The organism is Paenibacillus auburnensis, assembly GCF_927798115.1.
GTDB lineage: Bacteria > Bacillota > Bacilli > Paenibacillales > Paenibacillaceae > Paenibacillus_AQ > Paenibacillus_AQ auburnensis.
Map to the genome: position 1 here is coordinate 244,810 of NZ_CAKMMG010000007.1, position 20,834 is coordinate 265,643.

A 20,834-nucleotide genomic window follows, 5' to 3' on the forward strand; every position below is an offset into this window, starting at 1 on the left:
TTTATAAAAGATGATTCCTGAATCTGATCAGGAATCGTCTTTTTTTGGGTGATTAAATGTTGGGCAGAAGGAGGTGCCGCTGTGCAGAGCATAGCTGTTATCACGGATATTCACGGGAACGCTGCGGCGCTTGAAGCGGTGCTGCAGAATATTTCGGACAGAGGAATCCGGCGGATGGTTTGTCTGGGGGATGTGGTGGGGATCGGTCCCGATACGGACCGTGTCTTTGAACTTCTGCTGGCGCAAGAGGGAATCACGTTCATCAGCGGCAATCATGATATTGCCCTGCAGCGGGCGTTCCGCGGCGAGGAGCCCCCGCCAGGGCATCATGCGGAACGGGCGCATCACGAATGGCTGGCACAAAGAATCAGTCCGCAATATATCGGGCTTATGAGCCAGTGGCCCATGTCGGAAACTGCTTATATTGAGGGTGTGCCGCTGCTGTTCACCCATTATCATCTCGGTCCTGACGGGTGGTACATGCCTGTCGACTGGAGCCCAACGGCTGAGAGGCTGAATCAACTATATGCGGATACGGAATACAGATTGGTTGCCTTTGGCCATCATCATGTGGTGCATCATTTTCATGCCGGAGAGACTACCTTCTTCAATCCGGGGGCGCTTGGCTGTGCCCATTCGGAGCAGTCCATTGCCAAGTACGGCATCGTGACTGTCCAGAGCGGGAGGGTAACAGCCGAAACGGTGGAGATCGCCTATGACAACAGCAGTTTCCTCCGCTCGTATGAGCAGCTTGGCGTGCCGGATAAGGATGCGATCCTGAGAATATTCCATGGGAGGGCTTCACATTAGAATCCGGATTATCGGCGGCTGCGGGAGCGGGAAATCTTTTATTGCCAGAGAGCTGTCGGAAAGGTACGGCATCCCGTATTATGAAACGGATAATTTCGTTTGGGAGCGAGGGCCTGAAGACAGCAGACGTTCACCCGAAGCAAGAGATGCCCGTCTGCTGGAGGCTGTAGCAGGCAAAGAATGGATTATTGAAGGGGTGCACTACAAATGGGGAATAGAGAGCTTCCGGCAGGCCGACCTGATATTTGTGATCACCCCCAATAAATATGTCAGGGATCTGCGGGTAGTGCAGCGGTTTATGAAGACAAATCTGGGCCTGGAGCGGCGCAATTACAGACAATCCCTGAAGAACCTCTATGTCATGTTGTTCGAGTGGAACAGGGACTTTGACCGCGAGGGTTTGCCGAAGATCCTGGAGCTGACAGAAGAGTTTGCCGCTAAACGAATTGTTGTGACTAATAATCGCGATATTCTAAAATATGTTGGCGAATATGCGAATCAAGGCCGCGGTTAAGGGAGTCTATAACCGGCGACAATGATTATAGTTGTTCTTGACCTTGCTTCTCTGTTTTCGTATCAGATATACTGTAGCCATTATTGAATACGGACAATTACGGAGGTTCACCCGACTGATGAAGAACTAACACGTTTCCTAATGAAGACCAGCTCACTTGTGATGTGCACATTAGCACAAGCCACGGGACACCCGCTAGCGGGTGTACGGTCAGGGATACGTGTGTCTGTCGGGACCTTTACGATGCTATAGAGAAACAGAACCGGGAATAGCAGCTGCCTGCTTCACAGGAGACTGCCCCTGGTGATGTTTTATTTAGAGCACCGTACTCCCTTCATACGTTTCCTGTACCGCAGCCTGCTGGCTGCGGTTTTTTTGTTACTGTCCGCAGCAGAGGCTTCAGTACGTACAGATGATTTAAGGAAGCGGAGGAATGAAATATGACCTTAATTAAAGTGAAAAACATAAAAAAAGAGTGGAACGGGGTATCCCTGTTTGAAGGGGTGTCCTTTGAAATTACCGAAGGAGAGCGGGTGCTGCTGTTCGGGCGCAATGGCATCGGCAAAACAACGCTGCTGCAGGGGCTGCTCGGCAGACTGGCTTTTGAGGAGGGCAGTGTCTACTGCGGACTGGACCGGGAGGAATGGGGGGTACTGGATCAGCAGCTTGGGATTCAATCCGAAGTAAGCACCCTTGAATTCGTTTTATCGGCTTCAGGGCGGCTTGCAGAGCTGAAGCACAGATTGGAGCAGCTGGCCCGCAGGCTGGAAGAGACAGGGGGGACGGATGAGGAGGCTGTTGCCGAATATGGCGAAGCCTACGACAGCTACGTGCAGCTGGACGGTTACGGCTGGGAAGCCAAAGCGGAGAAATGCCTCAGGCAGCTGAAGCTGGAGCCATCCCTGTGGAGTCAGCCCTACCGCCTGCTCAGCGGGGGGCAGAAGACGAGGGTGCAGCTCGCTGCATTGCTCGCCCGGCAGCCGAAGCTGCTGATACTGGATGAGCCGACCAATCACTTGGACGAAGACACGATGGAGTGGCTGGAAGAGTGGGTGCGGACCTATCCGGGCACGGTGCTCTATGTGTCACATGACCGCACCTTTATTAACCGGACCGCTACCAGTGTGCTGGAACTAAGCCCGTCAGGCTGCCGACGCTATCCCGGAGCCTATACGCAGTACAGGGAGCAGAAGGAATTGGAAGCGCGGACGCTGGAGGGGCAGCACCGGAAGCAGGAGCTGGAGAAGGAGAAGCTCCTGGAGAGCATCCGCCGGTATGCCCTTTGGTTCCAGCAGGCGCACAGTGCTGCCAGGCAGAATGATTTCCGGCGGGCGAAATCGAAGAAGAACGTCTCCCGGTTACACGCCAAGGAAGCCAGCCTGGAGCGGCTGGAGAAGAACCGTGTGGAGCTGCCGAAGGCGGCGCCCAAGCTGAATATGAAGCTGGAAAGCGAAGTCTTCCAGGGTGATGCACTTCTGGATTTGCAGGATATCACCTTAGCCTACGACGGCAGGCCGCCGCTGCTGGAGCACTTTGGACTGTCGCTGCGGCGGGGTGACCGGCTGGCGGTCCTGGGACCGAACGGAGCCGGCAAATCATCGCTGCTGAAGCTGATATCAGGGATTACGCAGCCGGCCGGAGGCTATGTGCGTGTTCATCCCTGCACGAAGATCGGGTATTTTGCCCAGGAGCTGGATCATCTGAAACCTGACTCGACCATCCTGGACAGCCTGCTCGAGCTGCCGGGCATGACGCAGACAGAGGCGCGGACCATTCTAGGCTGCTTTTTATTCCCGCGGGAGGATGTTTTTAAGACCATCGGAGACTTAAGCCTGGGCGAGAAATGCCGGGTGGCCTTCCTGCGTTTGTATTTCGGTAAGGCTAACCTGCTGGTACTGGATGAGCCGACGAATTATCTGGACATCGACACCCGGGAACGGGTGGAAGAAGCGCTTGCGGCTTACCCCGGCGGGCTGGTTATTGTCTCGCATGACCGTTATCTCCACGCTAAAGTCGCTAACCGGCTGCTGCTGCTTGGACGCGGGCAGAAACCGCAGTTCTTTCCGGGAACCTTTGCCGAATATACTTCCAGGGAACGCAGCCGGATACTTAGCCCCGAGGAACAATCCCGCGAAGGAGAGCTCCGGTTACTGGAAATGCGGCTGGCCGGGCTGATGCGGAGTGAACCTGCAGAGACGGAGCATGAGAACCGGGAGCTGCTGCGGGAGATTGTAAGCCTGCGGCAGGAGATTGGCGAATTCATGGAGGGAAATTGAAAAATATGGAGAATTTAATAGAATAATGAAAAGCTTTTTATGAGGGAGGCACTCTCAAATGCGGATGAGGGAAATCAAGCTTATGGCTTCGCTGCTGCTTCTGTTCAGTCTGGCCATACCGGTACCATTCACCTCCGCGGCGGCTGGAAATGTAAAAATTAAGGTCACACTGGTCAGTATGGAGCTCACCGAAAATAATCATGTGGGCAATGAATGGTACACGGCAGGTTATATCAACGGAAAAGAGATTGCTGAAGGTTCGTCAATGGTTCTGGATCTGAAGACAACGGAAAGCGTCAAGCTGAAGGCCTATGCGGAGGAACAAGACAAGATACCGGATTCGGCAGAGGCGAGTGTCTCTATCCTGGCTTCTGCAGTGACCAAAACGATCTCCAAAGCCGTTAAAGTTACCGTAACCGAAAACCGGGGGCGCTACTCCGGCAATACGGCGACTTGGAAGTTTACTTTTAAAGTAGAGAAGCAGTAGGGCAACAGGAGGGGAAATGAAGAGAAACAGCCTGCGGTAAAGATAATTGGGATGAATAGTCTAGCCATAGGATTTGGAGGAACGAAATGGAGCGAGATATAACAGAACACCTGGCAGAGTACGATTACGTAGGATTTTGGCAAAGAGTACTGATCAGCCTGCTGGATTTTCTGATATTGGCGATTCCGGCTTATTTTTTGAACAGATGGGCTGTTTCGGCAGCCGAACAGTATCATTCGGGGATTCCGTTATGGATTCAATGGGTGCTGCTGACGCTGTTTAATATTTTTATGGTTGTCCGGTATGGCGGAACTCCGGGAAGACTGCTCTTGCGGACGAGGATTGTGAATGAACGCGGGGAATATCCTACGGTCAAGCAGGCGTTCATCCGTTATACTTTTTATTTGATCAACTCGCTGCTGGGAGTCATCGTTACGGCCGGGGATGGTTCGGTGTCCGGGGTCGATAATTATTATTCGAATTGGGTGCCGCTTTCCACCGCGCTTATTGAGATTGTCAGCTTCGTTATCCTCGTTGATTGTCTGATTATTGTATTTTCCCGGCGCAACCGAGCGTTCCATGATGTGATGGCTGACACCTATGTGGTGAAGAAGGCAGCGCTGGATGAGCTGAAGTAAGAAAAGGGACGGACAACAGGCAGCATTGCTGCCGGTGTTGACCGTCCCTTTTGTGTTGTCTGGGGCCTGCAGTCCGCCGTCAGCCCACCTCCAGTACCGCCTGGATGAATGCCTTCAGCGCCGACGGATTGCCCTCCCGGGTCCACTGCTCCAGGGCTTCATGCTGCCCCTTCACATATGCAGCCAGCTTCTCGCTGAGCAGCTGGTCGAAAGCCTCCGGCTGCCCGGCACGCTCCGCCTGAAGCTTAAGGATCAGTAGCGGCCAAGTGTAGCCGCCTTGGCTAAACATATGCTCTGGATAACGTTCCGCCAGCTTCAGAACCGAGGACAAAGGCTGCCCGGCAGCCAGCTCTGCGGCCAGATAGCTGCCGACAAAGCGGTGGCTGGGGTCTTCCTTCATTGATATCGCCAGCTGCTCCCGTGCTTCGTCCAAGCGGCCTTGAAGCATCAAAGCAGTGGCGTTGAGTGAACGTCCATAGACATTCGGCTCCTCCCCGTTCAATTTAAGGTACTGAGCGTAGTACTTGCTGTAGTTCTCCCAATCGGAACGGTCATAATAGTAATCTGCCAGACTGAAAGCATAATTGACATCCGGGCGAAGCTCTACCAGCTTCCTCAATAAAGCCATTGCTTCGTCTTCCAGCCCGGCATCCTTCGTATCGGAATATTTGGCGAGCATCAGATGAATCAGCATTTTCAGAGCATGCGCATCCTGCGGATTCGCATCATAGTCCCGGCGGTAGGCTTCCAGTGCCTGTTCGAGCTTCCTGTCCACAACCAATTGGTCGGCTGCGGTGAGCGTGCGTGATTTCAGATAAAAGAAAGGCAGATTGCCGACCGTCTCTTCATTGAGCCGGTAGCCGTTGCTGCGGGTAATCACGTGGCCTTGTCCGTCATAGGCGTCAATGCTCCAGGATAAACGGCTGTCCGGATTGGCGAATCCTAGCAGTGACGAGGGATAGACCGATTGCCAGCCTTCTCCGCTGCTGCCGGTGGAGAAGCCGCCGCTGTTATACAGCTCATCAGCCGGGATTGTAACCTGATTGTCCGCAATTCGCTGGCGGACCACAGTACTGAAGCTCCCACCGCCATCAATTACAGTGGTACTTAAGCTGTAGTAAGAAGCTTCTTTAACGGCTTCCCATTTGAATTTCACCGCGGAGCCGGTCAGAACCTGCGAATTAACGGGTGATTTCAGCTCCAGCAGCGGCTGCAGCATGATGTTCTCGGTAAGCTGATCACCTGGTTTGACTTCAATCCAGTCATCACTCTGCGCAGGCCAGGTCCAGCCGTCAATCTGCTCAAAGCTGAGCCCCAGCTGAATCTGATAGAACCCGGGAATGACACCGGAGAATTGAAAATGCCCCTCGTCATCCGTGACGATCTGATAGGGCTCGGAATCATAGTAGACACTATGGTAAAGATCGCTTTCCGCACGCAGAAAAATGCCAGCCCGGGCTACGGGAGTGCCATCGCTTTTGGTAAGGGTGCCCGTTATGGTGGCCGGGCCGTTAAAGCCCATTGCCACGGCTGTCTGAAGCCTTGTCTGCAGGCTGATGAGTTGCTCCTCCGTAGAAGATACACCATGCTCTGGCCCAGCCGGTTTTCTGTCCTGACTGCTGCCGGGGCCAGTGGCAGGCGGGTTCTCCCCCTGCAAACTGCTGTCCGCTGTTTGATATTCTGCTTCTATGTCTGCCCAGTCCTTCCGGTACTTCTCCAGCGCGCTATTCACCAGACGGAGCGCCTCACTGCCTTTGCCTTGGGCGAACAGCAGCCGTCCCTTAAGCCATGCGGTCTTAGCATCCAGCTCCGCCGCATTATATTGAACAGGAAACTCTGATTGCCGGAGCAATTCTTCGGCTTCCTTGAATTTTCCGGCATTCAGCGCCCGCTCTGCCCGGATAAGCGTTAGCTCCCGCGCTGCCGAAGAATTGCTGCTGAACCGTTTTAGTGCTGCTGCAATTGCTTTATCTGCCTCGTTATCCTTATTTCCCCGCACATCATATTCGTAGACCAGCTGTTTCACCGCATTCCGCAGCCAGATGTCAGCAGACCCGTTCCGGATGTATTCCTCTAGCAGCTTAATCCGGTCTTCAGGCAGGAGCGGAGAAACCTCCGCCTCAGTCCCGGCCGGGTTTACCTGACTCATGGAGCCGCCCGCATATACATTGAACCAATAAGCCGGGACGGCATTGGCGGGATCAATGACTTCCTTGCGGATCAGTTCCATCCGTGCGCTGCCGGTACTAGCGTCTAGCTTCTGCAGCAGCTCGGCACGTGCAGCTGCGGAAGCCGCCCGGGTCAGCGCTTCAGCAGATTCTTTGGCTCCAAAGGAAGGCCGGACTATGGCTAAAACGGATAGCAGCGAGAGGGGGAGCAGTACGAAGAGCACCAGATGCTTGACCTTTATTCTAATGTTCATGCTGCTTCACCGCCTGCTCATAGACGTCCTTCCAATAGGTGTTGCCTCCGCTTTCAATTAATTCCCGCTGCCTTGGCATCTGCACGGATTGCTGTTCTTTTGTTCCGATGTGCGGTGCATAGAACAATACTGCACCTGTAACAAGTATTGCTGCCGCTACACCGAGCGGCCCCAGCGGAATTTCCAGTTCTTTATTCCAGAATGCAGACAGACGTGCCCGCAGCGCCGGAGGATGAGTCTGCCGCAGCACCCGCGCATGCCCGGTGAAGGTGAGCGGATGGAGTTCTTCCTCCAGCTGGCGTCTGATTGCTTCGCGTTCTCTATCCATGGGCGATGTCCTCCTTCTCCAGAATCAGTCTCAGCAGCTGCCGTCCGCGCATTAGCCGCGATTTAACTGTATTCTCCCGTGTCCTCAGCTGCGCAGAGATTTCGCGGATACTCATTTCATGAAAATAGTACAGTGTCAGGCACTCCCGATAGATATAGTCGAGGCTTCCGATAGCATCTGTAAGCATAACCTGCTGCCACTCCGCCATAAAAAGCTCTTCAGCTCCTGCGGAGGAACCGGCGGTATCCTCTGTCCACTGCCCGCTTTCCGCAGCAGGGAAAATACTCCGCCAGCTCCAGGTACGCTGCTTCATCCGGCAGCGGTTCACAGTAATAGTAACCAGCCAGGAGCGCAATCGGCCGGGCTCCTGGAGCTGGCTGATTTTGGCGTAGGCTTGAATGAAGGTATCCTGAACGGCCTCTTCAGCAGACTGACGGTCCCTTAGCAGCAAATAAGCCGTCCGCAGCAGCATATCCCCGTATTCATCCATTAAGAGGCGGAGAGCAGACTCATCCTTGGCTTTGATTCTCTCTATAATGTCCAGACGAAGCTCCCCTCCCTTTACTATTAAGATGCGGGCTGCGGACGTAAGGTTGCGTGAATTGGTAAAATTTATCTCGGCGGCTGCTTCAGCTGCCCGTTTCTGCAACCTTTACTGTCTCCCGCACGTCAGATCCAGTAGTTGTTACTTAAGAAAGCTTCTAATAATCGGGGAGATGACAACATGACAACTACATTTAAAACTATAGCTGGAATCGTTATATTAGCAGGTGTTATCGGACTTACGGCCTGTGATTCCTCCGGCAAGGCAGACACTGCAGCATCCGCGCCTGCCGGCGGGGTGGCTTCGGTAGAACCGGCGCCGACGGCAACGGCAACGGCAACCTTACAGCCGGTAGCAAGTGCTTCGCCAGCTGCAGCTTCACCAAGCACAGCTGGCGGCAGCACCGCTGACGCAGTGAAAGACACCGCCAAGCAGCTGAAAGAGCTGCTTCAGCTGGCGAAGCAGGGCAAGGTTCCGGGTGTGGAGTATGCTGCGCAGAGCGGAATGATTGACGAGGTGGAGGCGGCATGGGGTGAACCGGACACGAAGGAATTCGCAGGCAAAGGGATCTACTCCACGTATAATGATAAGCATGTCGTATTTGGCTCAAATAAAGGCAGCCAGATTTTTGATGTCCGTTCAAGTGCAGCAGATTTGCAGCAGCTGACACTGAAGGAGATCGAGCAGACACTCGGCAAGCCGGATAACACGACAGTAAACGGCAGCGACAAGATCTACATTTACCAGGCAGGGAAGCAGTACCAGCTCAAATTCATCATTCCGGATTCATCCGGCACCGTAGATCATATTTCCGTATTCTGCGAACAGGATTCTATTAACAATATGGCAGGCTAAAGGTAATTGCCAAAAGCTAACAGCAGAAATGAGAGTAAACCTGCAGCTTTATTTGCGGGTTTGCTCTTTTTTTTATATGTGCTGGAGCAGGCTGAAGTCCGGCTGATATAATACATCCATGGATTCATCTGTAGAAATGAGGATCAGCTATGCATTTGAAGTTTGATGAAAGCGAATTTACAGTGTCAGCCGGTGATACGACCATCCAGCTGTTGCCCAAAGAATTTGCTCTCCTGGTGTTTATGCACCGGAATAAGGGACTTACTTTCAGCCGTGAGCAGCTGCTGGATAAGGTATGGCCGCTGGAGTATCCGGTGGAACGGACGGTCGATGATCATATTTACCGGCTGCGCAAAAAGCTCCGCAAGCTCAGCGGTGTGGAACTCAGAACCGTCCGCGGCTTCGGCTACAGTCTGATCCTGCCGTCCGCTGCAGCCGCATATCCTACCTTGTTTGACCCGGAGCTGCGCGATACGATGCGGGATGTATTCAACAAGTTTCACGTCTATGGCCAAGGTAAATCGATCCTGACCCTTGCGGCCCAGAAGGATACACTCGGTTTCGAGCTGGATCCGCATTACAGAATGGTGATTCATTTTATGCAGGGTGATTTGGAGTGGCTGCTGGATACGGAAGAAGTACCACTCCAAGACCGCCTGTTTTCTTTGATCCTATTCTACATGTTCTCCGGTGATCCCAAGGCAAAGCTTGCTTTTTGCGAACAGGTGATTGAAAAGAAGCTGCTGCTTCCGGCGGATCAGCTGGAACTGGAGATTCTTACGATTCTCGATTTGTTCATCCTGGCGGGTGAACCGGAGCGGGCGCTGGAGCAGCTGACAAGATCTTATGAAGTCATTGCAGAACTCGGATATGAAAATTTCGTGCCGGCGACGATGATTACCGAGCTGCTTGCGCATCTGGCTGCGGGGGCAGGAGATGAGGAGCTGGACCGGCTGGATGAAGCCATCAGGCAGGCCTTGCTTGATAAGCCTTTTTTACGGGAAACCGGCAGCTATAAAATCGTAAAAGGACTCCGGCTGATGCGGAGCAAGCAGTGGCGTGAAGCAGAACAACTGCTGGATGAAGGGTTGCAGGTGCTGGAAATGTCCGGATTTGTTCCTTTGCGTTTATACGGCTTGTATCGGATCCATCACTTCTGCCGAGTGTTTCTGCCTCATAACGCTCTGTATCCTAAATACGAGGGCAGGTTTAGAGCGGCAGTTGAAGATTGCGGGCTGAACCAGTTTGGACAGCCTTTAGAAAAACGGATGCTGAGCATGCTGAATCCCCTCTGATATTGCTCTGACAATTCTCCATTACATTAGGGTTACGAAATGATTTGATTCGTAGAGTCTATTGGAAACCTGGAGGAATGTCAGATGGAAGCTTCATTAAAGCAGGGTACGAGCCTGCTGCACAACAAAGTATACATGCACGTATACAGCGCCTTTGCCACGGCAAGTTTTGGCGACTGGTTCGATTCACTGGCCATTCAGGTGCTTGTCGGCTACCGCTGGCAGGCTAGTCCGCTGATGCTGGCTTTGATCCCGGTGGCGATTGCCCTCCCGAGTATTCTGTTCGGTTCTGTTGCCGGGGTAGCCGCCGACCGCTTGAACAAGCTGAAGCTGATGCGTGTATGTGATCTGCTTACCGCGTTCCTGACGGTGCTGCTGTTATTCGCGCCGGATATGGCTTGGCTGCTGCCGCTGCTGGCACTGCGCTCTGCCATTTCAACAGTCAATATGCCTGCCCAGCAATCCTTGACCCGGAGTATTGTCAGAGAGGATCAGCTGCTTCAGGCCTCCTCGCTTAACGGACTCGTGAATCAAGGCTCCAAAATCGCCGGCCCGCTGCTGGGCGGATTAGCGCTGATGCTGCTTACACCGCAGTGGTGTATTTTGCTGAATGCGCTGCTACGGGGCTGTTCATACCTGCTGCTGCTGTCCGTACGGAATATCCCTACGGAAGAGAATTATGTACCGGAGGCCCCGGCGGAGGAGCGGGTTCCGCTTCGTACGATGTGGAAGGAAGGCTGGAGCTTTATGCTGGGCAGCCGCATTCTGCTGAATATGATGCTGTTTGGACTGGCCGGGGCACTGGCTATCCAGGTCATTGATTTTCAGTTCACCAGCCTGTTCCGCGAGTACTCTCCAGGCGGGGAATCCGTGCTTGGCTGGATGGTTGCCGCTTCCGGGATAGGCGCTGTGCTGACCATTGTTGTTTTGGGCAAGCTGAGCCAGGCCATAAGTTATACATGGAGACTGGGTATGGGGTATGTTCTGATCGGAGCATCAGTCGCGGGACTGGGGCTGCTTCAGCCGGGCGATTCCGTTGTATGGGTGTTTGTGCTCGGGTTTGTACTGGGGATGGGGAACGGAAGCTTTATGGTTGCTTTCAATTATCTGCTGCAAAAAGAAACCCCGCCCCACATGACCGGCCGTGTCTTCGGCATCCAGAACACCTTGCTCAGCGCCGTTCTGATTATCGCGCCGCTGATGGGCGGCTTGCTGGTGGAGTTCGCCGGACCTGCACGTATATTCATCATATTTGGCATCATTCAGGTTATTCTGGGCCTGATCGGCCTGCTGTTCGGCCGCGTACTCTGGCGGGAAACCAAACAGGTTGAAGCAAGTACGGTAGAGCAGGCCAGTTAGACTGTCTGATGCGGGAAGTCGATACAGCAAGCATTGATAAGGCGAGCAATGAAGGAGAATAGCGGACTGCAGGTGTTCTTGTACCAATTGCTCCTGCACCGAATTTTCCTGTACCGAACTGTTCTCGCTCAGCACCAACCTGCCTCGCACAGCAACGAACTGCTCTCGCACAGCAACGAACGGTACTCTAATTGCACTCTGTACAACTAAAATAATCCTTTTGAGCCTTTTTTGGATTTTAATTGCACTTCGTACAACTAAAACCTCCATTTCCGTCGTTTCAGCGGAGAAGGGGGGTTTTTAATTGTACAGAATACACCTAAACACCTAATACTCGCAAAACAGCTGCATTAATTGCATGAAGTACACTTATTTCAATTCCGCCAAGGGATTGTTTTCTTATATGGAGGAGAACCGCCCGGATTCACGAATGTATAGAAGCGAAATGTGTTTTTACAGAATGCTAGACGGGCCCTGCCCGCTAAAACCGGTAAAACCGCGCCGTATTCGCGGTCAGCATTGCTTCCGCCTGGGCGGCGGAGTATCCGTGCAGCGCTCCCCAGGCTGCAGCAACATCACGGATCATGGCCGGATGTGTAGGCTGTCCGGCAAAAGGCCCCTCGAACGGCCAGGGGCCGTCGGTTTCTGCCATAACAAGCTTAGAAGGATAACGCCGGGCCAAGGCCTGAATTTCCGGCTCATAGAGAATATCCGGGGTGAAAGAGATATGATAGCCGCGCTCGATCATTCGGGTGACGGCTTCTTCCGGCCCCTTGAACCAATGGAAATGAGCCTCCTTAATCCCGTGCTTGTCCAGCAGATCACAGGCAGTCAGTGCATCTTCATAGACAGCATGCAGCACAACCGGTTTGCCGAGGCGGGCCGCTAAGCCCAGCAAGGTATCGAGCAGCCGGATATAAGGCTCCAGCTCAAAAGCCTCCCCGCGCTCCAGCGCTTCAGCCCGCGAATAATACGGCAGGCCGATTTCACCTACAGCAGCTATGTCTCCGGCATGACGTTCGATGAAGTCCAGCAGGGCTGCCAGCCCGGACGCTGTGGGCAGCGGCTGCTCGGGATGGAAGCCGTAAGCCGGCTTCACAAGCTTGGGATACTTCCGGGCAAGCTTCTGTGTGCGGATACAGGAATCCAGGTTCATCGAGACGGCGATCACCGATTCCACGCCCTGCACCGGAAGCTCCGGTAACATCTTCTCCAGCAGGACAGGATCATATTGTTCCAGGTGAATATGGGCATCAATCATTGGCGGTTAACTCCTTAATGGTTGCAGGATATTCTTTAAATGGAATGAAGGTTAGCGATTCGGGCACCATGGCCATTCCTGAGTCCGCCGGTTTGTAGACCAGTTTCAGGCTCCCGATACTTTCCAGAAATCCGGTGGTTACGCTCACCTCGGCTACCAGCCGGCCTGACTCTACAGTATAGTAAGTCACCGTGCCGATACCTGCCGTGTCGCTGATATTTCCATCTTCGGCACGGTCCGGAAGCCGCAGAGTTACCTCCGCAGGGGAAGCACCTTTAAGCTTCAGTGAAATCAGCATATCGTTATGATCTGAAGTGATAGTGGAGGACACAAGCTGGCTTGCCGCCTTCCAGGCCTCGGGTACGGTAAGCTCCTTCCACGTTTCCGGCTTGACGATGTGAATCTCCTGCTCGACAATGCCTGTACCAGTGCCGAGCGTCAGGATCACAACAGCCTCAGGCTGTCCATCCTTGTTCACATCCGCATAATAGAGCTCCGGAGGGTGGCTTAGATCCCTTGGCGTTTCCCAGTCAAACTTATGTTTCTTGCCGTTCACTTCCAGAATATAACCTTTATACGTGGTCTGGTCTTTGAGCGCAGCGTAGATTTTGACCTTTGGATGATCCTCCGCCGCAGCAAGTGCTTCTGTAGGGATGCGTACGGTTGTGCTCACACTGCCCGAAATGATGGACACTGTATTTTTTTCCTGATCCAGCCGGAAGTCTGCGCCGGACAGCAGATTCAGCGACGAGACTGGAATATACATACGCCCTTTTCGCAGAATAGCTTTGCCTTCCAGCGCGGAGGTGTTGCCATAATAAAGGATCAGCTCGCTGCCGGGCTTGATTATTGTACTGCTGCTGTCATTAATTATTGTTAACAGCTTCAGCTTATTGTCCCACTGTAGTCTGGCAGGATAGAATTCAGTCAGGACTCTGACAGGCACATAAACAAGGCCGTTTTCTTGAAAAGGATGAAGAGGGGTAAGGGCGGCTTCGCCGTCAACAGTCAATGTAAGCGGTGCAGCAGCAAAAGTCTTATCTATAGTAGTAACTGCAGTGCAAGCGGCAATCATCATTGCAGCAGCAGAGGCAGCGATCCATCGTTTCATAAAAATTCCTCCAATACATAATCAATCCAGTTTCTTTTATTATAGAGTAAATCGTCCACTCCCAGGTCACTTTCCGTTAACAAAGAGGAGACAAGCTTGTTACGGTTCAGGATTGGCGTCGCCCATCCATGGAACCGACATATAAAGACGGTCAAATACTTAAAGTAGATGCTGATTATTATAACCTGAACGTAATTGAACGTAATGATATTGTTTACTTTTACAAAGACCAGAAAGATAAATACTATGTTAAAAGAATCATAGGGTTGCCAAATGAAGAAATCAAAGTAATGAAAGACAAGATATTAATTGAAGGTATTCAGCTTGAGCTGCCCTATCGCTTAACAGATAATCCTAACGTAGGTGATTATAGCACTGGGGCAAATGAATATTTTGTTATTGGTGATAACTATGGCAATAGCCTGGATAGCAGGATGTTTGGTTCCATCAGGAAAGAACAATTTATTGGGAAGATACCGGTGGTAATACCGCACAGTTGACTGTGCCGCCGGTAGATTGATTGGTCTCAGTTAGGACCCATACCTGGAATTAAAAATAAACCGAACGAAATTTGCACAGCCCGCCAATATATAGTGTAAGCCTGAAGGGGGAATGGCGGATGAAGCATAGAGATGAATATTCGCAGCTCATTGAGCTCTCGCTAGCCGGCAGCGGTGAAGCTTATGGTGAGTTATACGAGGCGACCATTCGCGATGTCTACAGGACCGTGCGTTTCCTTGTTTCTGAGCCGCTGAATGCAGAGGATGTGGTGCAGGATATCTATATCGAGCTGCACCGCTCACTGGGGCAGTATGATCAGTCCCATGCTTTCAGACCCTGGCTGATGGGGCTGGTCATGCGGCAGATCCGTGCTTACCGCCGTAAGGGCTGGAGGCATCTCCGGGTGATCAAGAAAGCAGAGCATATGCGAGAAAGAATGGAGTATGATTTTGCGGGAGAAGTAGCAGACCGGTTATCCAACCGTGAGCTGCTGGAGACCGTGAACCGGCTGCCATTCAAGCTGAAGCAGGTCATTATTCTGCATTATCTGCAGGAGTATTCCCAGGAGGAGGTCGCTGCTATCTTGGAGATTCCGCTAGGAACCGTCAAATCCCGGATCCATGCTGCGCTGCAGAAGCTGCGCCAGAAACGTCAGGCTGACATCATCCGAATCGGAAAGGTGGAGGATATCCATGAGTCTTGAGCATAATCTGCGGCAGGCGCTTCAGGAGGAAGCCGAAGGCTGGAGCGCTCCACCTGAACTGAAGGGCAGAATCCTTAGCGGGATTACTCCAAGTCAAGGGGGAAGACGCATGAAGAAATGGCTTGTTGCCACCATTGTAGCTGCTGCATTATTAATTCCGACCGGAGCTTATGCCGGATATACTTTTTTGGCGGATTCCGTCTACGGCTCACAAGAGCATTTGGTGCAAACGGGCGGAACGCAGGAAGGGTATGATCATCTTGAGGCCAAGCTGCAGCAGGCAAAAAACAGTTTGAGCGAAGAAGATTTTGCCGCATTAACTGCATTGCTGCATCAACTTGGCACCTATAACCTGAAGATTGCCGATGCGGAAGGGGGGCTTCATCCAGAGAAGCTAAGCAGCACAGATCAGGAGAGCTATAAGGAGCTGACCCTAAAGCTTGAGCCTTATTTCCAGAAATTAGAACAGACAGAATCATCCGTGAAAAGGGATCCAGTGAATACGGTGGACAGCAGCACATTTTGGGATCAGCAGCTGGTCAAAGGAGAACAAACCTTCAGCGGTAAAGAGCTGGCCAGCTTCAAGCAGCTGATAAGCGAACTAAAAGCCTTTAATAATCAAATAACCGGTCAGGACGGCAGCACACATCCGGAGCGGTTAACGGAAGAAGAGTCAGCGCGGCTTAAGCAGCTGTATGAAGAACTCACTCCTTATTTGAAGCAGCTTGGTATAATGATCAAACCAGTCTCATAACTCGCAGAAAAGGGCAGCTGGCGTTGTAGCCGGCGGCCCTTTTCTTTTACATTCAGTATTGTAAATGTTCCCAATTCCCAGTAAAGTATGCATACAAGCGGATTTTTATTCATTGATGCACTGAGCCTATTGTCCTATATTTTGACATATACCTCTAAAATATGTACGGGAGGTAATGAAGATGGATAATTTTGAGTTCCTCCGCAAGCAAATAGAAGCGGAACGGGCCAAATTAAATCAAATGGAACAAACATATGGCTTGCTTCACCCGAGTGTGATCAGCCAATCCATGAAATTGGATGAATTAATAAATACATACACAAGACTAGAATGCGGTGAAAAGTAGAATTTGCCTCATCCGGCATTGCCGGGGCTTCAGCTAACGTTTTATGCCCTCGAAAGCGGCGGTCGTCAAATATTTGACAAAAGCTTCATCGAGGGTATCCCCTGTAATTAAAAGCCTGTAGAAAATAGGGCCGTAGAGCAGATCAATGCAGCTTCCAATATCCAGGTCCGCTTGTAATTCGCCCCGCGTAACGCCCCGCTCCAATAACTGGCGCGCCTCTTGACGGCGGGGGGCAAAGAATCTGGTCCGGTAGGCTTCAGCCAGACCGGCATCGAATTGTCCCTCGCCGATCAGCTCCGTAATCACTTTGCCCTCGCGGCTGCGGAGGAACACCGCCAGATTCGTCGCATGAATCACAATATCCTCCTGAACTGAACCCGTATCGGGTACTGGCAGCCTTGCTGAAGCCGCAGAGAGGTAGCCGTCCATAACTACGGCTGCCTTATTAGGCCACCATTTATAAATGGTGGCTTTGCTCACTTTGGCCCGCTCGGCGATTTTTTCTACCGTTACCGCACCAAAACCGGTCTCCAGCAGCAGCTCGTACGATGCCGCCAGAATGGAAGCTTCCGCTTCGTTATTACGGGGCCGTCCTCTTTTTTTATCCATCACTATTCCTCCTGATGAAAGGTTCACTCCAAATCCGCTACTAAACAAAACTATACGTACATTATACAAAATTAATCATGATAATAGCCAGTCTTCGGTGGGAAGCGTCAAAATAAGCAATCTCAAATATTTATTTACGTGCGCCTATTTACAAAACTGAACGTTCAGTATATTATAAGGGCATAATTAATAAACTATACGTACAGTATTTAAAATGAAAGGTGGAATTCATATGAATCAGGTAACTCAAATGAACCGGGTACATCAGGTAAAGGACAGTTCGGAGAGCAAAACGATCCCCGCCTGGATTACTTTTCTGCTGGCAGCCTCATGCGGTCTTATCGTTGCTAACCTCTATTATGCCCAAACGCTAATCGGACCGATCGCGGCGGCCACACATCTATCTTCCGGCGCAGCAGGTCTGATCGTGACTCTGACTCAAGTCGGTTATGTGCTCGGCCTCTTATTCGTAGTTCCGCTCAGTGACATCATTGAGAACCGCCGTCTTACGGTAATCTCGCTATCCGTCGTAGTGGTTGCGCTGGTCGCAGCCACTCTGGCTTCGAACGCAGCCCTGTTCCTCGGGGCGTCGCTCTTTATCGGGCTTGGTTCGGTAGCCGCCCAGGTTCTGGTGCCGTACGCCTCCTTCTTAGCTGCGGAAGAGCACCGCGGCCGGGTAGTAGGGAATGTGATGAGCGGACTGCTGCTGGGTATCATGTTCGCCCGGCCCTTGGCCAGCTTTGTCTCGGGACTCTGGGGCTGGCATGCAATCTATGCTATTTCCGCGGTAGTAATCGCCCTGCTGACTATTCTGTTATCCCGTGTTCTCCCGCAGCGCCAGCCTGTTCCTTCAATGAACTACGGGGGACTGATCCGCTCCCTCGGAACTCTGCTGAAGAATACACCGGTGCTGCGCCGCCGGGCGATTTATCAGGCCAGTCTCTTTGGAACCTTCAGCCTGTTCTGGACGACCGTTTCACTTCGGCTGGCGGATACGTATCACCTGAGCCAGCAGGGGATTGCGCTGTTTGCACTGGCTGGTGTCGCTGGTGCCGTCGCCTCTCCGATTGCCGGGAGATGGGCTGACCGGGGCTGGACCCGTCCGCTTACCGGTATTGCCTTTATGCTGGCAGCCGCAGCCTTTTTGATCGCTTATTTGTTTCAAAATGATTCCAGAGTGACCCTGGGGCTCCTCACTCTGGCGGCAATTTTGCTGGACATGGGCGTGTCAGGAAATCTGGTGCTGGGCCAGCGGGCGATTTATTCCCTGGGCAATGAAGCAAGAGGACGTTTAAACGGATTGTTCATGGCGATTTTCTTCGTGGGCGGAGCCATCGGCTCTTCACTGGGTGGCTGGTCGTATGCCTACGGCGGCTGGGGAATGACGACATTGATCGGGTTAGCGGTGCCGGTCCTGGCCTTCCTGTACTACCTGACGGAGAAAAAACAAGAACAAGCATAAGATGCATATTGAAGCACCGATTCATAAGAAACTGCTCTTTAGGCTGAAAGTCAGCTTAGAGAGCAGTCTTTTTTTATTGATAGCTAAGCCCCTTCTGCCAAGTGAAACATAATCCGCATACAGTAGTGAAATAATCCACGATACTAGAGAAGACGTCTTTTTTGGCTGAATTTCTCCCGGCTTGTAATGAAACTTCAGTGTCAGCGTATTAGCTGGGGTAAATCACTTGGCCCGGTGAAAGCTGCAGGAAAGGAGAGCTTTAGAGATGCAAGAGCGCGCACTGTTACAGTCTTTTTGGCAAAAGAGCATCAAGGAAGAGAGGCCTGCAGAAGCAAATACAGTCAGGCTGTTCACCACGATTTTTGAAAACTACTATTCCAGAATATTCAATTATACCGCTTATCGCGTCAGCTGCCGGTATACGGCGGAGGATCTGACCAGTCAGGTTTTTGAGAAGATGTTATCCAAGCTGCACAGCTACTCCCCGGAAAAGGCACCGTTTGAGGTGTGGCTGTTCGCCATCGCGAGAAATGTCGTGAATGACTACTACAGGAGCCTTAAAAGAACCCGTTTCTTCCCGCTGGAAGCGGTCCGCGAGCTGGTGTCAGGCAGACAAGCACCGGAGGAGCACTTGCTGGAGGGGGAACGCAGCGGCAGACTAAACCTCGCACTGGACATATTGACAGCTAAAGAACGGAATATCGTGGCGCTTAAGTTCGGAGCGGACCTGAAAAATAAGGAGATCGCCCGCCTCACCGGGATGTCGGAGAGCAACGTCGGGGTCATTCTCTACCGCAGCATGAAAAAACTAAAGTCTGAAATAGGGAGCGTGGACCAGCTGTGAATACTAAAGACAAGATACAGAAATTCGCAAGGGAGCTCGACGAGGGTCTCCCTCTCAAGCATCCATCCTGCTGGAACGAATCAGCAGAATCCCTTGAACTGCTGGAGCTTGGCAAGGCACTGGCCGGGCAGGATTTCAGCGTTTCCCATAGGACGGCTGTGCTTAGCAAAGTACAAAGCAGTACTCACTTTAAGCAGGAGGTAACAAATATGAAAATCAAGTCCAGCTTTAGACGTCCGGTCATGATTATGGCTTCGATTTTGATTGCCGGGGGCTTAAGCATCAGCTTCGTCAAGCCGTCCTTTGCAGAGGAGCTGTTTGGCAGAGTGCTGCAGAAGATTAATCTCGGGAATATCATTGCTAGTGCAAAAGACCCCAATGTGGCGCCGCCTTTTCCGGAGGAGTGGAAGGGAAAGCTGTTTGACAAGGATGGCACCGTGATTACTTCCTTTACAAAGAAGCTTGGGGAGGTCTATAACGCCGACGGGGAGCAGATCGTTAATTTTGACGGTGACAAGCTGATTACGAAGAGCGAACAGGAACAGCGTGATAAGGAAGCCGCAGCGCGTATCCTGGCCGTGAAGAGCCAGGCAGAGCTTGATAAATACGCTTTGTTCAAAGTGAAACTGCCGAAATATTTGCCGGAAGGGTTTGCTTTTGACCATGGTGAATTCAGTAAATCGGAGGAAGGCGTAAACGGCAAATACCTTGATTTATTCTTCACCAGCGAGCATAAGGGACAGAGCATCAAGATGCAGTTCCGTTATTCCGATAAGGAAACCGCCTACGAAATGTCGACTAGCGGAAAGATGGAGAAGGTAAAGGTGAACGGCGCTGAGGCTGTAATGATGAATGATAGAACCCTGGACTGGGAAGCCGACGGTGTGCTGTATGGCATCGCAACTCACGGGCTGGAACGGTCCGAGGTACTTAAGATCGCGGAGTCGATCCGTTGATTGTTGAATCGCCAGCAGACCCGTTGATCAGCCTCTGAACTAACCCGTAAATACTAACAATAACCATCAAGCCCTCTTACACTCGTACCTCTGATTCCAGCGCTTAGCCCTTTTGGAGCGGGAATAGAGGTACTTTGCTGTTAGTCTAAAAAGTGGACACCCGTTAAAAGCCCAGAGATAATGAGATTAACGAGGAGGTGTCCACATGAGTGGAACACGAAAAAGCTACAACGACGAGTTTAAGAAGCAGACGGTAAAGTATATCCAAGAGCAGACCAAGACGGTGGCGGAACTGGCCCAGGAGTTGGATATCCCTGCAAAAACCCTACATCAATGGCTGGGTAAATATCGGCAGTTTCAGAGCGAGCCCGTGTCCAGTCCGGAAAAGGTTAAAGAGCTCGAGCGTCAGCTGAAAGAACGAGACCGGCAACTGGCCGACTTGGCCGAGGAAATGGAAATTCTAAAAAAAGCAGTGCACATCTTCAGCAATCCAAAGAACTGAGATTTCAGTTTATCGAAGATCACCACTCCCGGTATTCTGTGGAGAAGATGTGCAGCACCCTCGAGGTATCAAGGAGCGGCTATTACAAGTGGAGAACCGCAAAGCTAAGCCTACAGGCAGCCCGGAAAGCTTTGCTGTGCCAGCGGATTACCTATTATTTTCACGATACAAAGGGCCGCTATGGCAGTCCCAAAATCACGATTCTCCTGCAGCGTGAAGGCCATGTAGTCAGCGAGCGCACCGTAGGGAAGTACATG

At 51.9% G+C, this 20,834-nt stretch carries 23 protein-coding genes; 17 read left to right on the forward strand and 6 right to left on the reverse strand.

Features of this window, described 5'->3' with window-relative positions; genetic code table 11:
* Positions 1-81 precede the first annotated feature (81 nt).
* The 5 genes from L6H70_RS21385 (at position 82) to L6H70_RS21405 (ending at position 4,725) form a co-directional block, all read left to right on the forward strand.
* The gene (locus L6H70_RS21385) at positions 82-810 is read left to right on the forward strand and encodes a metallophosphoesterase family protein (protein WP_236336149.1); all 729 of its coding nucleotides are present in this window, start codon (positions 82-84) and stop codon (positions 808-810) included.
* Positions 791-1,324, forward strand: a complete 534-nt coding sequence (locus L6H70_RS21390; RefSeq protein WP_236336151.1) for an AAA family ATPase — start codon at positions 791-793, stop codon at positions 1,322-1,324. Before L6H70_RS21385 ends, L6H70_RS21390 begins: the two co-directional genes overlap by 20 nt.
* A 440-nt stretch (positions 1,325-1,764) precedes the next feature.
* Positions 1,765-3,600, forward strand: coding sequence for a ribosomal protection-like ABC-F family protein (gene abc-f / locus L6H70_RS21395; protein ID WP_236336153.1), 1,836 nt, complete (start codon positions 1,765-1,767; stop codon positions 3,598-3,600).
* Between the two features lie 58 nt (positions 3,601-3,658).
* Positions 3,659-4,087: a hypothetical protein gene (locus L6H70_RS21400; RefSeq protein WP_236336154.1), complete on the forward strand. Its 429-nt coding sequence runs from the start codon at positions 3,659-3,661 to the stop codon at positions 4,085-4,087.
* 86 nt (positions 4,088-4,173) lie between these two features.
* Complete coding sequence (locus L6H70_RS21405) at positions 4,174-4,725, forward strand: RDD family protein (protein ID WP_236336155.1); 552 nt, start codon at positions 4,174-4,176, stop codon at positions 4,723-4,725.
* Between the two features lie 79 nt (positions 4,726-4,804).
* On the opposite strand, the gene L6H70_RS21410 is transcribed toward L6H70_RS21405, so the two are convergent.
* From L6H70_RS21410 to L6H70_RS21420, 3 genes are read right to left on the reverse strand one after another with little or no spacing between them, the layout of a single operon-like run.
* On the reverse strand, positions 4,805-7,147 hold the full coding sequence (locus L6H70_RS21410) for a tetratricopeptide repeat protein (RefSeq protein WP_236336156.1): 2,343 nt from the start codon (positions 7,145-7,147) through the stop codon (positions 4,805-4,807).
* Positions 7,137-7,475: a hypothetical protein gene (locus L6H70_RS21415; RefSeq protein ID WP_236336157.1), complete on the reverse strand. Its 339-nt coding sequence runs from the start codon at positions 7,473-7,475 to the stop codon at positions 7,137-7,139. The genes L6H70_RS21410 and L6H70_RS21415 overlap by 11 nt, the downstream gene beginning before the upstream one ends.
* Positions 7,468-8,124, reverse strand: a complete 657-nt coding sequence (locus tag L6H70_RS21420) for an RNA polymerase sigma factor (protein ID WP_236336158.1) — start codon at positions 8,122-8,124, stop codon at positions 7,468-7,470. Before L6H70_RS21420 ends, L6H70_RS21415 begins: the two co-directional genes overlap by 8 nt.
* A gap of 75 nt (positions 8,125-8,199) precedes the next feature.
* On the opposite strand from L6H70_RS21420, the gene L6H70_RS21425 reads away from it, so the two are divergent.
* The 3 genes from L6H70_RS21425 (at position 8,200) to L6H70_RS21435 (ending at position 11,528) form a co-directional block, all read left to right on the forward strand.
* Positions 8,200-8,874 (forward strand): YjgB family protein, encoded by a 675-nt coding sequence (locus L6H70_RS21425; protein ID WP_236336159.1) that lies wholly within the window; start codon positions 8,200-8,202, stop codon positions 8,872-8,874.
* Positions 8,875-9,023: 149 nt separating this feature from the next.
* Positions 9,024-10,169: a winged helix-turn-helix domain-containing protein gene (locus tag L6H70_RS28745; protein ID WP_279306782.1), complete on the forward strand. Its 1,146-nt coding sequence runs from the start codon at positions 9,024-9,026 to the stop codon at positions 10,167-10,169.
* An 84-nt stretch (positions 10,170-10,253) separates the two neighbouring features.
* Positions 10,254-11,528, forward strand: coding sequence for an MFS transporter (locus tag L6H70_RS21435; protein WP_236336160.1), 1,275 nt, complete (start codon positions 10,254-10,256; stop codon positions 11,526-11,528).
* Positions 11,529-12,009: 481 nt separating this feature from the next.
* On the opposite strand, the gene L6H70_RS21440 is transcribed toward L6H70_RS21435, so the two are convergent.
* Positions 12,010-12,789: a TatD family hydrolase gene (locus L6H70_RS21440; RefSeq protein ID WP_236336161.1), complete on the reverse strand. Its 780-nt coding sequence runs from the start codon at positions 12,787-12,789 to the stop codon at positions 12,010-12,012.
* Positions 12,782-13,900, reverse strand: a complete 1,119-nt coding sequence (locus L6H70_RS21445; protein ID WP_236336162.1) for a copper amine oxidase N-terminal domain-containing protein — start codon at positions 13,898-13,900, stop codon at positions 12,782-12,784. The genes L6H70_RS21440 and L6H70_RS21445 overlap by 8 nt, the downstream gene beginning before the upstream one ends.
* Positions 13,901-14,028: 128 nt before the next feature.
* Between L6H70_RS21445 and lepB the strand changes: the two genes are divergently transcribed.
* The 4 genes from lepB (at position 14,029) to L6H70_RS21465 (ending at position 16,204) form a co-directional block, all read left to right on the forward strand.
* On the forward strand, positions 14,029-14,400 hold the full coding sequence (lepB, locus tag L6H70_RS21450) for a signal peptidase I (protein ID WP_236336163.1): 372 nt from the start codon (positions 14,029-14,031) through the stop codon (positions 14,398-14,400).
* A 119-nt stretch (positions 14,401-14,519) separates the two neighbouring features.
* On the forward strand, positions 14,520-15,104 hold the full coding sequence (locus L6H70_RS21455; RefSeq protein WP_236336164.1) for a sigma-70 family RNA polymerase sigma factor: 585 nt from the start codon (positions 14,520-14,522) through the stop codon (positions 15,102-15,104).
* Positions 15,094-15,858: a DUF3600 domain-containing protein gene (locus L6H70_RS21460; protein WP_236336165.1), complete on the forward strand. Its 765-nt coding sequence runs from the start codon at positions 15,094-15,096 to the stop codon at positions 15,856-15,858. The genes L6H70_RS21455 and L6H70_RS21460 overlap by 11 nt, the downstream gene beginning before the upstream one ends.
* Before the next feature lie 181 nt (positions 15,859-16,039).
* Entirely contained in the window at positions 16,040-16,204 is a 165-nt protein-coding gene (locus tag L6H70_RS21465) for an aspartyl-phosphate phosphatase Spo0E family protein (RefSeq protein WP_236336166.1), read from the forward strand.
* 33 nt (positions 16,205-16,237) lie between these two features.
* Here the strand turns inward: L6H70_RS21465 and L6H70_RS21470 are convergent, their stop codons facing one another.
* Entirely contained in the window at positions 16,238-16,813 is a 576-nt protein-coding gene (locus L6H70_RS21470) for a TetR/AcrR family transcriptional regulator (RefSeq protein ID WP_236336168.1), read from the reverse strand.
* Positions 16,814-17,063: 250 nt separating this feature from the next.
* Between L6H70_RS21470 and L6H70_RS21475 the strand changes: the two genes are divergently transcribed.
* The 5 genes from L6H70_RS21475 to L6H70_RS28940 form a co-directional block, all read left to right on the forward strand.
* The gene (locus tag L6H70_RS21475) at positions 17,064-18,275 is read left to right on the forward strand and encodes an MFS transporter (protein ID WP_236336181.1); all 1,212 of its coding nucleotides are present in this window, start codon (positions 17,064-17,066) and stop codon (positions 18,273-18,275) included.
* Positions 18,276-18,540: 265 nt separating this feature from the next.
* Complete coding sequence (locus L6H70_RS21480) at positions 18,541-19,119, forward strand: sigma-70 family RNA polymerase sigma factor (protein WP_236336169.1); 579 nt, start codon at positions 18,541-18,543, stop codon at positions 19,117-19,119.
* The gene (locus L6H70_RS21485) at positions 19,116-20,075 is read left to right on the forward strand and encodes a DUF4367 domain-containing protein (protein WP_236336170.1); all 960 of its coding nucleotides are present in this window, start codon (positions 19,116-19,118) and stop codon (positions 20,073-20,075) included. The genes L6H70_RS21480 and L6H70_RS21485 overlap by 4 nt, the downstream gene beginning before the upstream one ends.
* A gap of 205 nt (positions 20,076-20,280) precedes the next feature.
* On the forward strand, positions 20,281-20,577 hold the full coding sequence (locus tag L6H70_RS21490) for a transposase (protein WP_206100472.1): 297 nt from the start codon (positions 20,281-20,283) through the stop codon (positions 20,575-20,577).
* A gap of 47 nt (positions 20,578-20,624) precedes the next feature.
* Positions 20,625-20,834 (forward strand): IS3 family transposase (locus L6H70_RS28940; protein WP_423802868.1); only part of this gene is annotated, 210 nt, incomplete at its 3' end.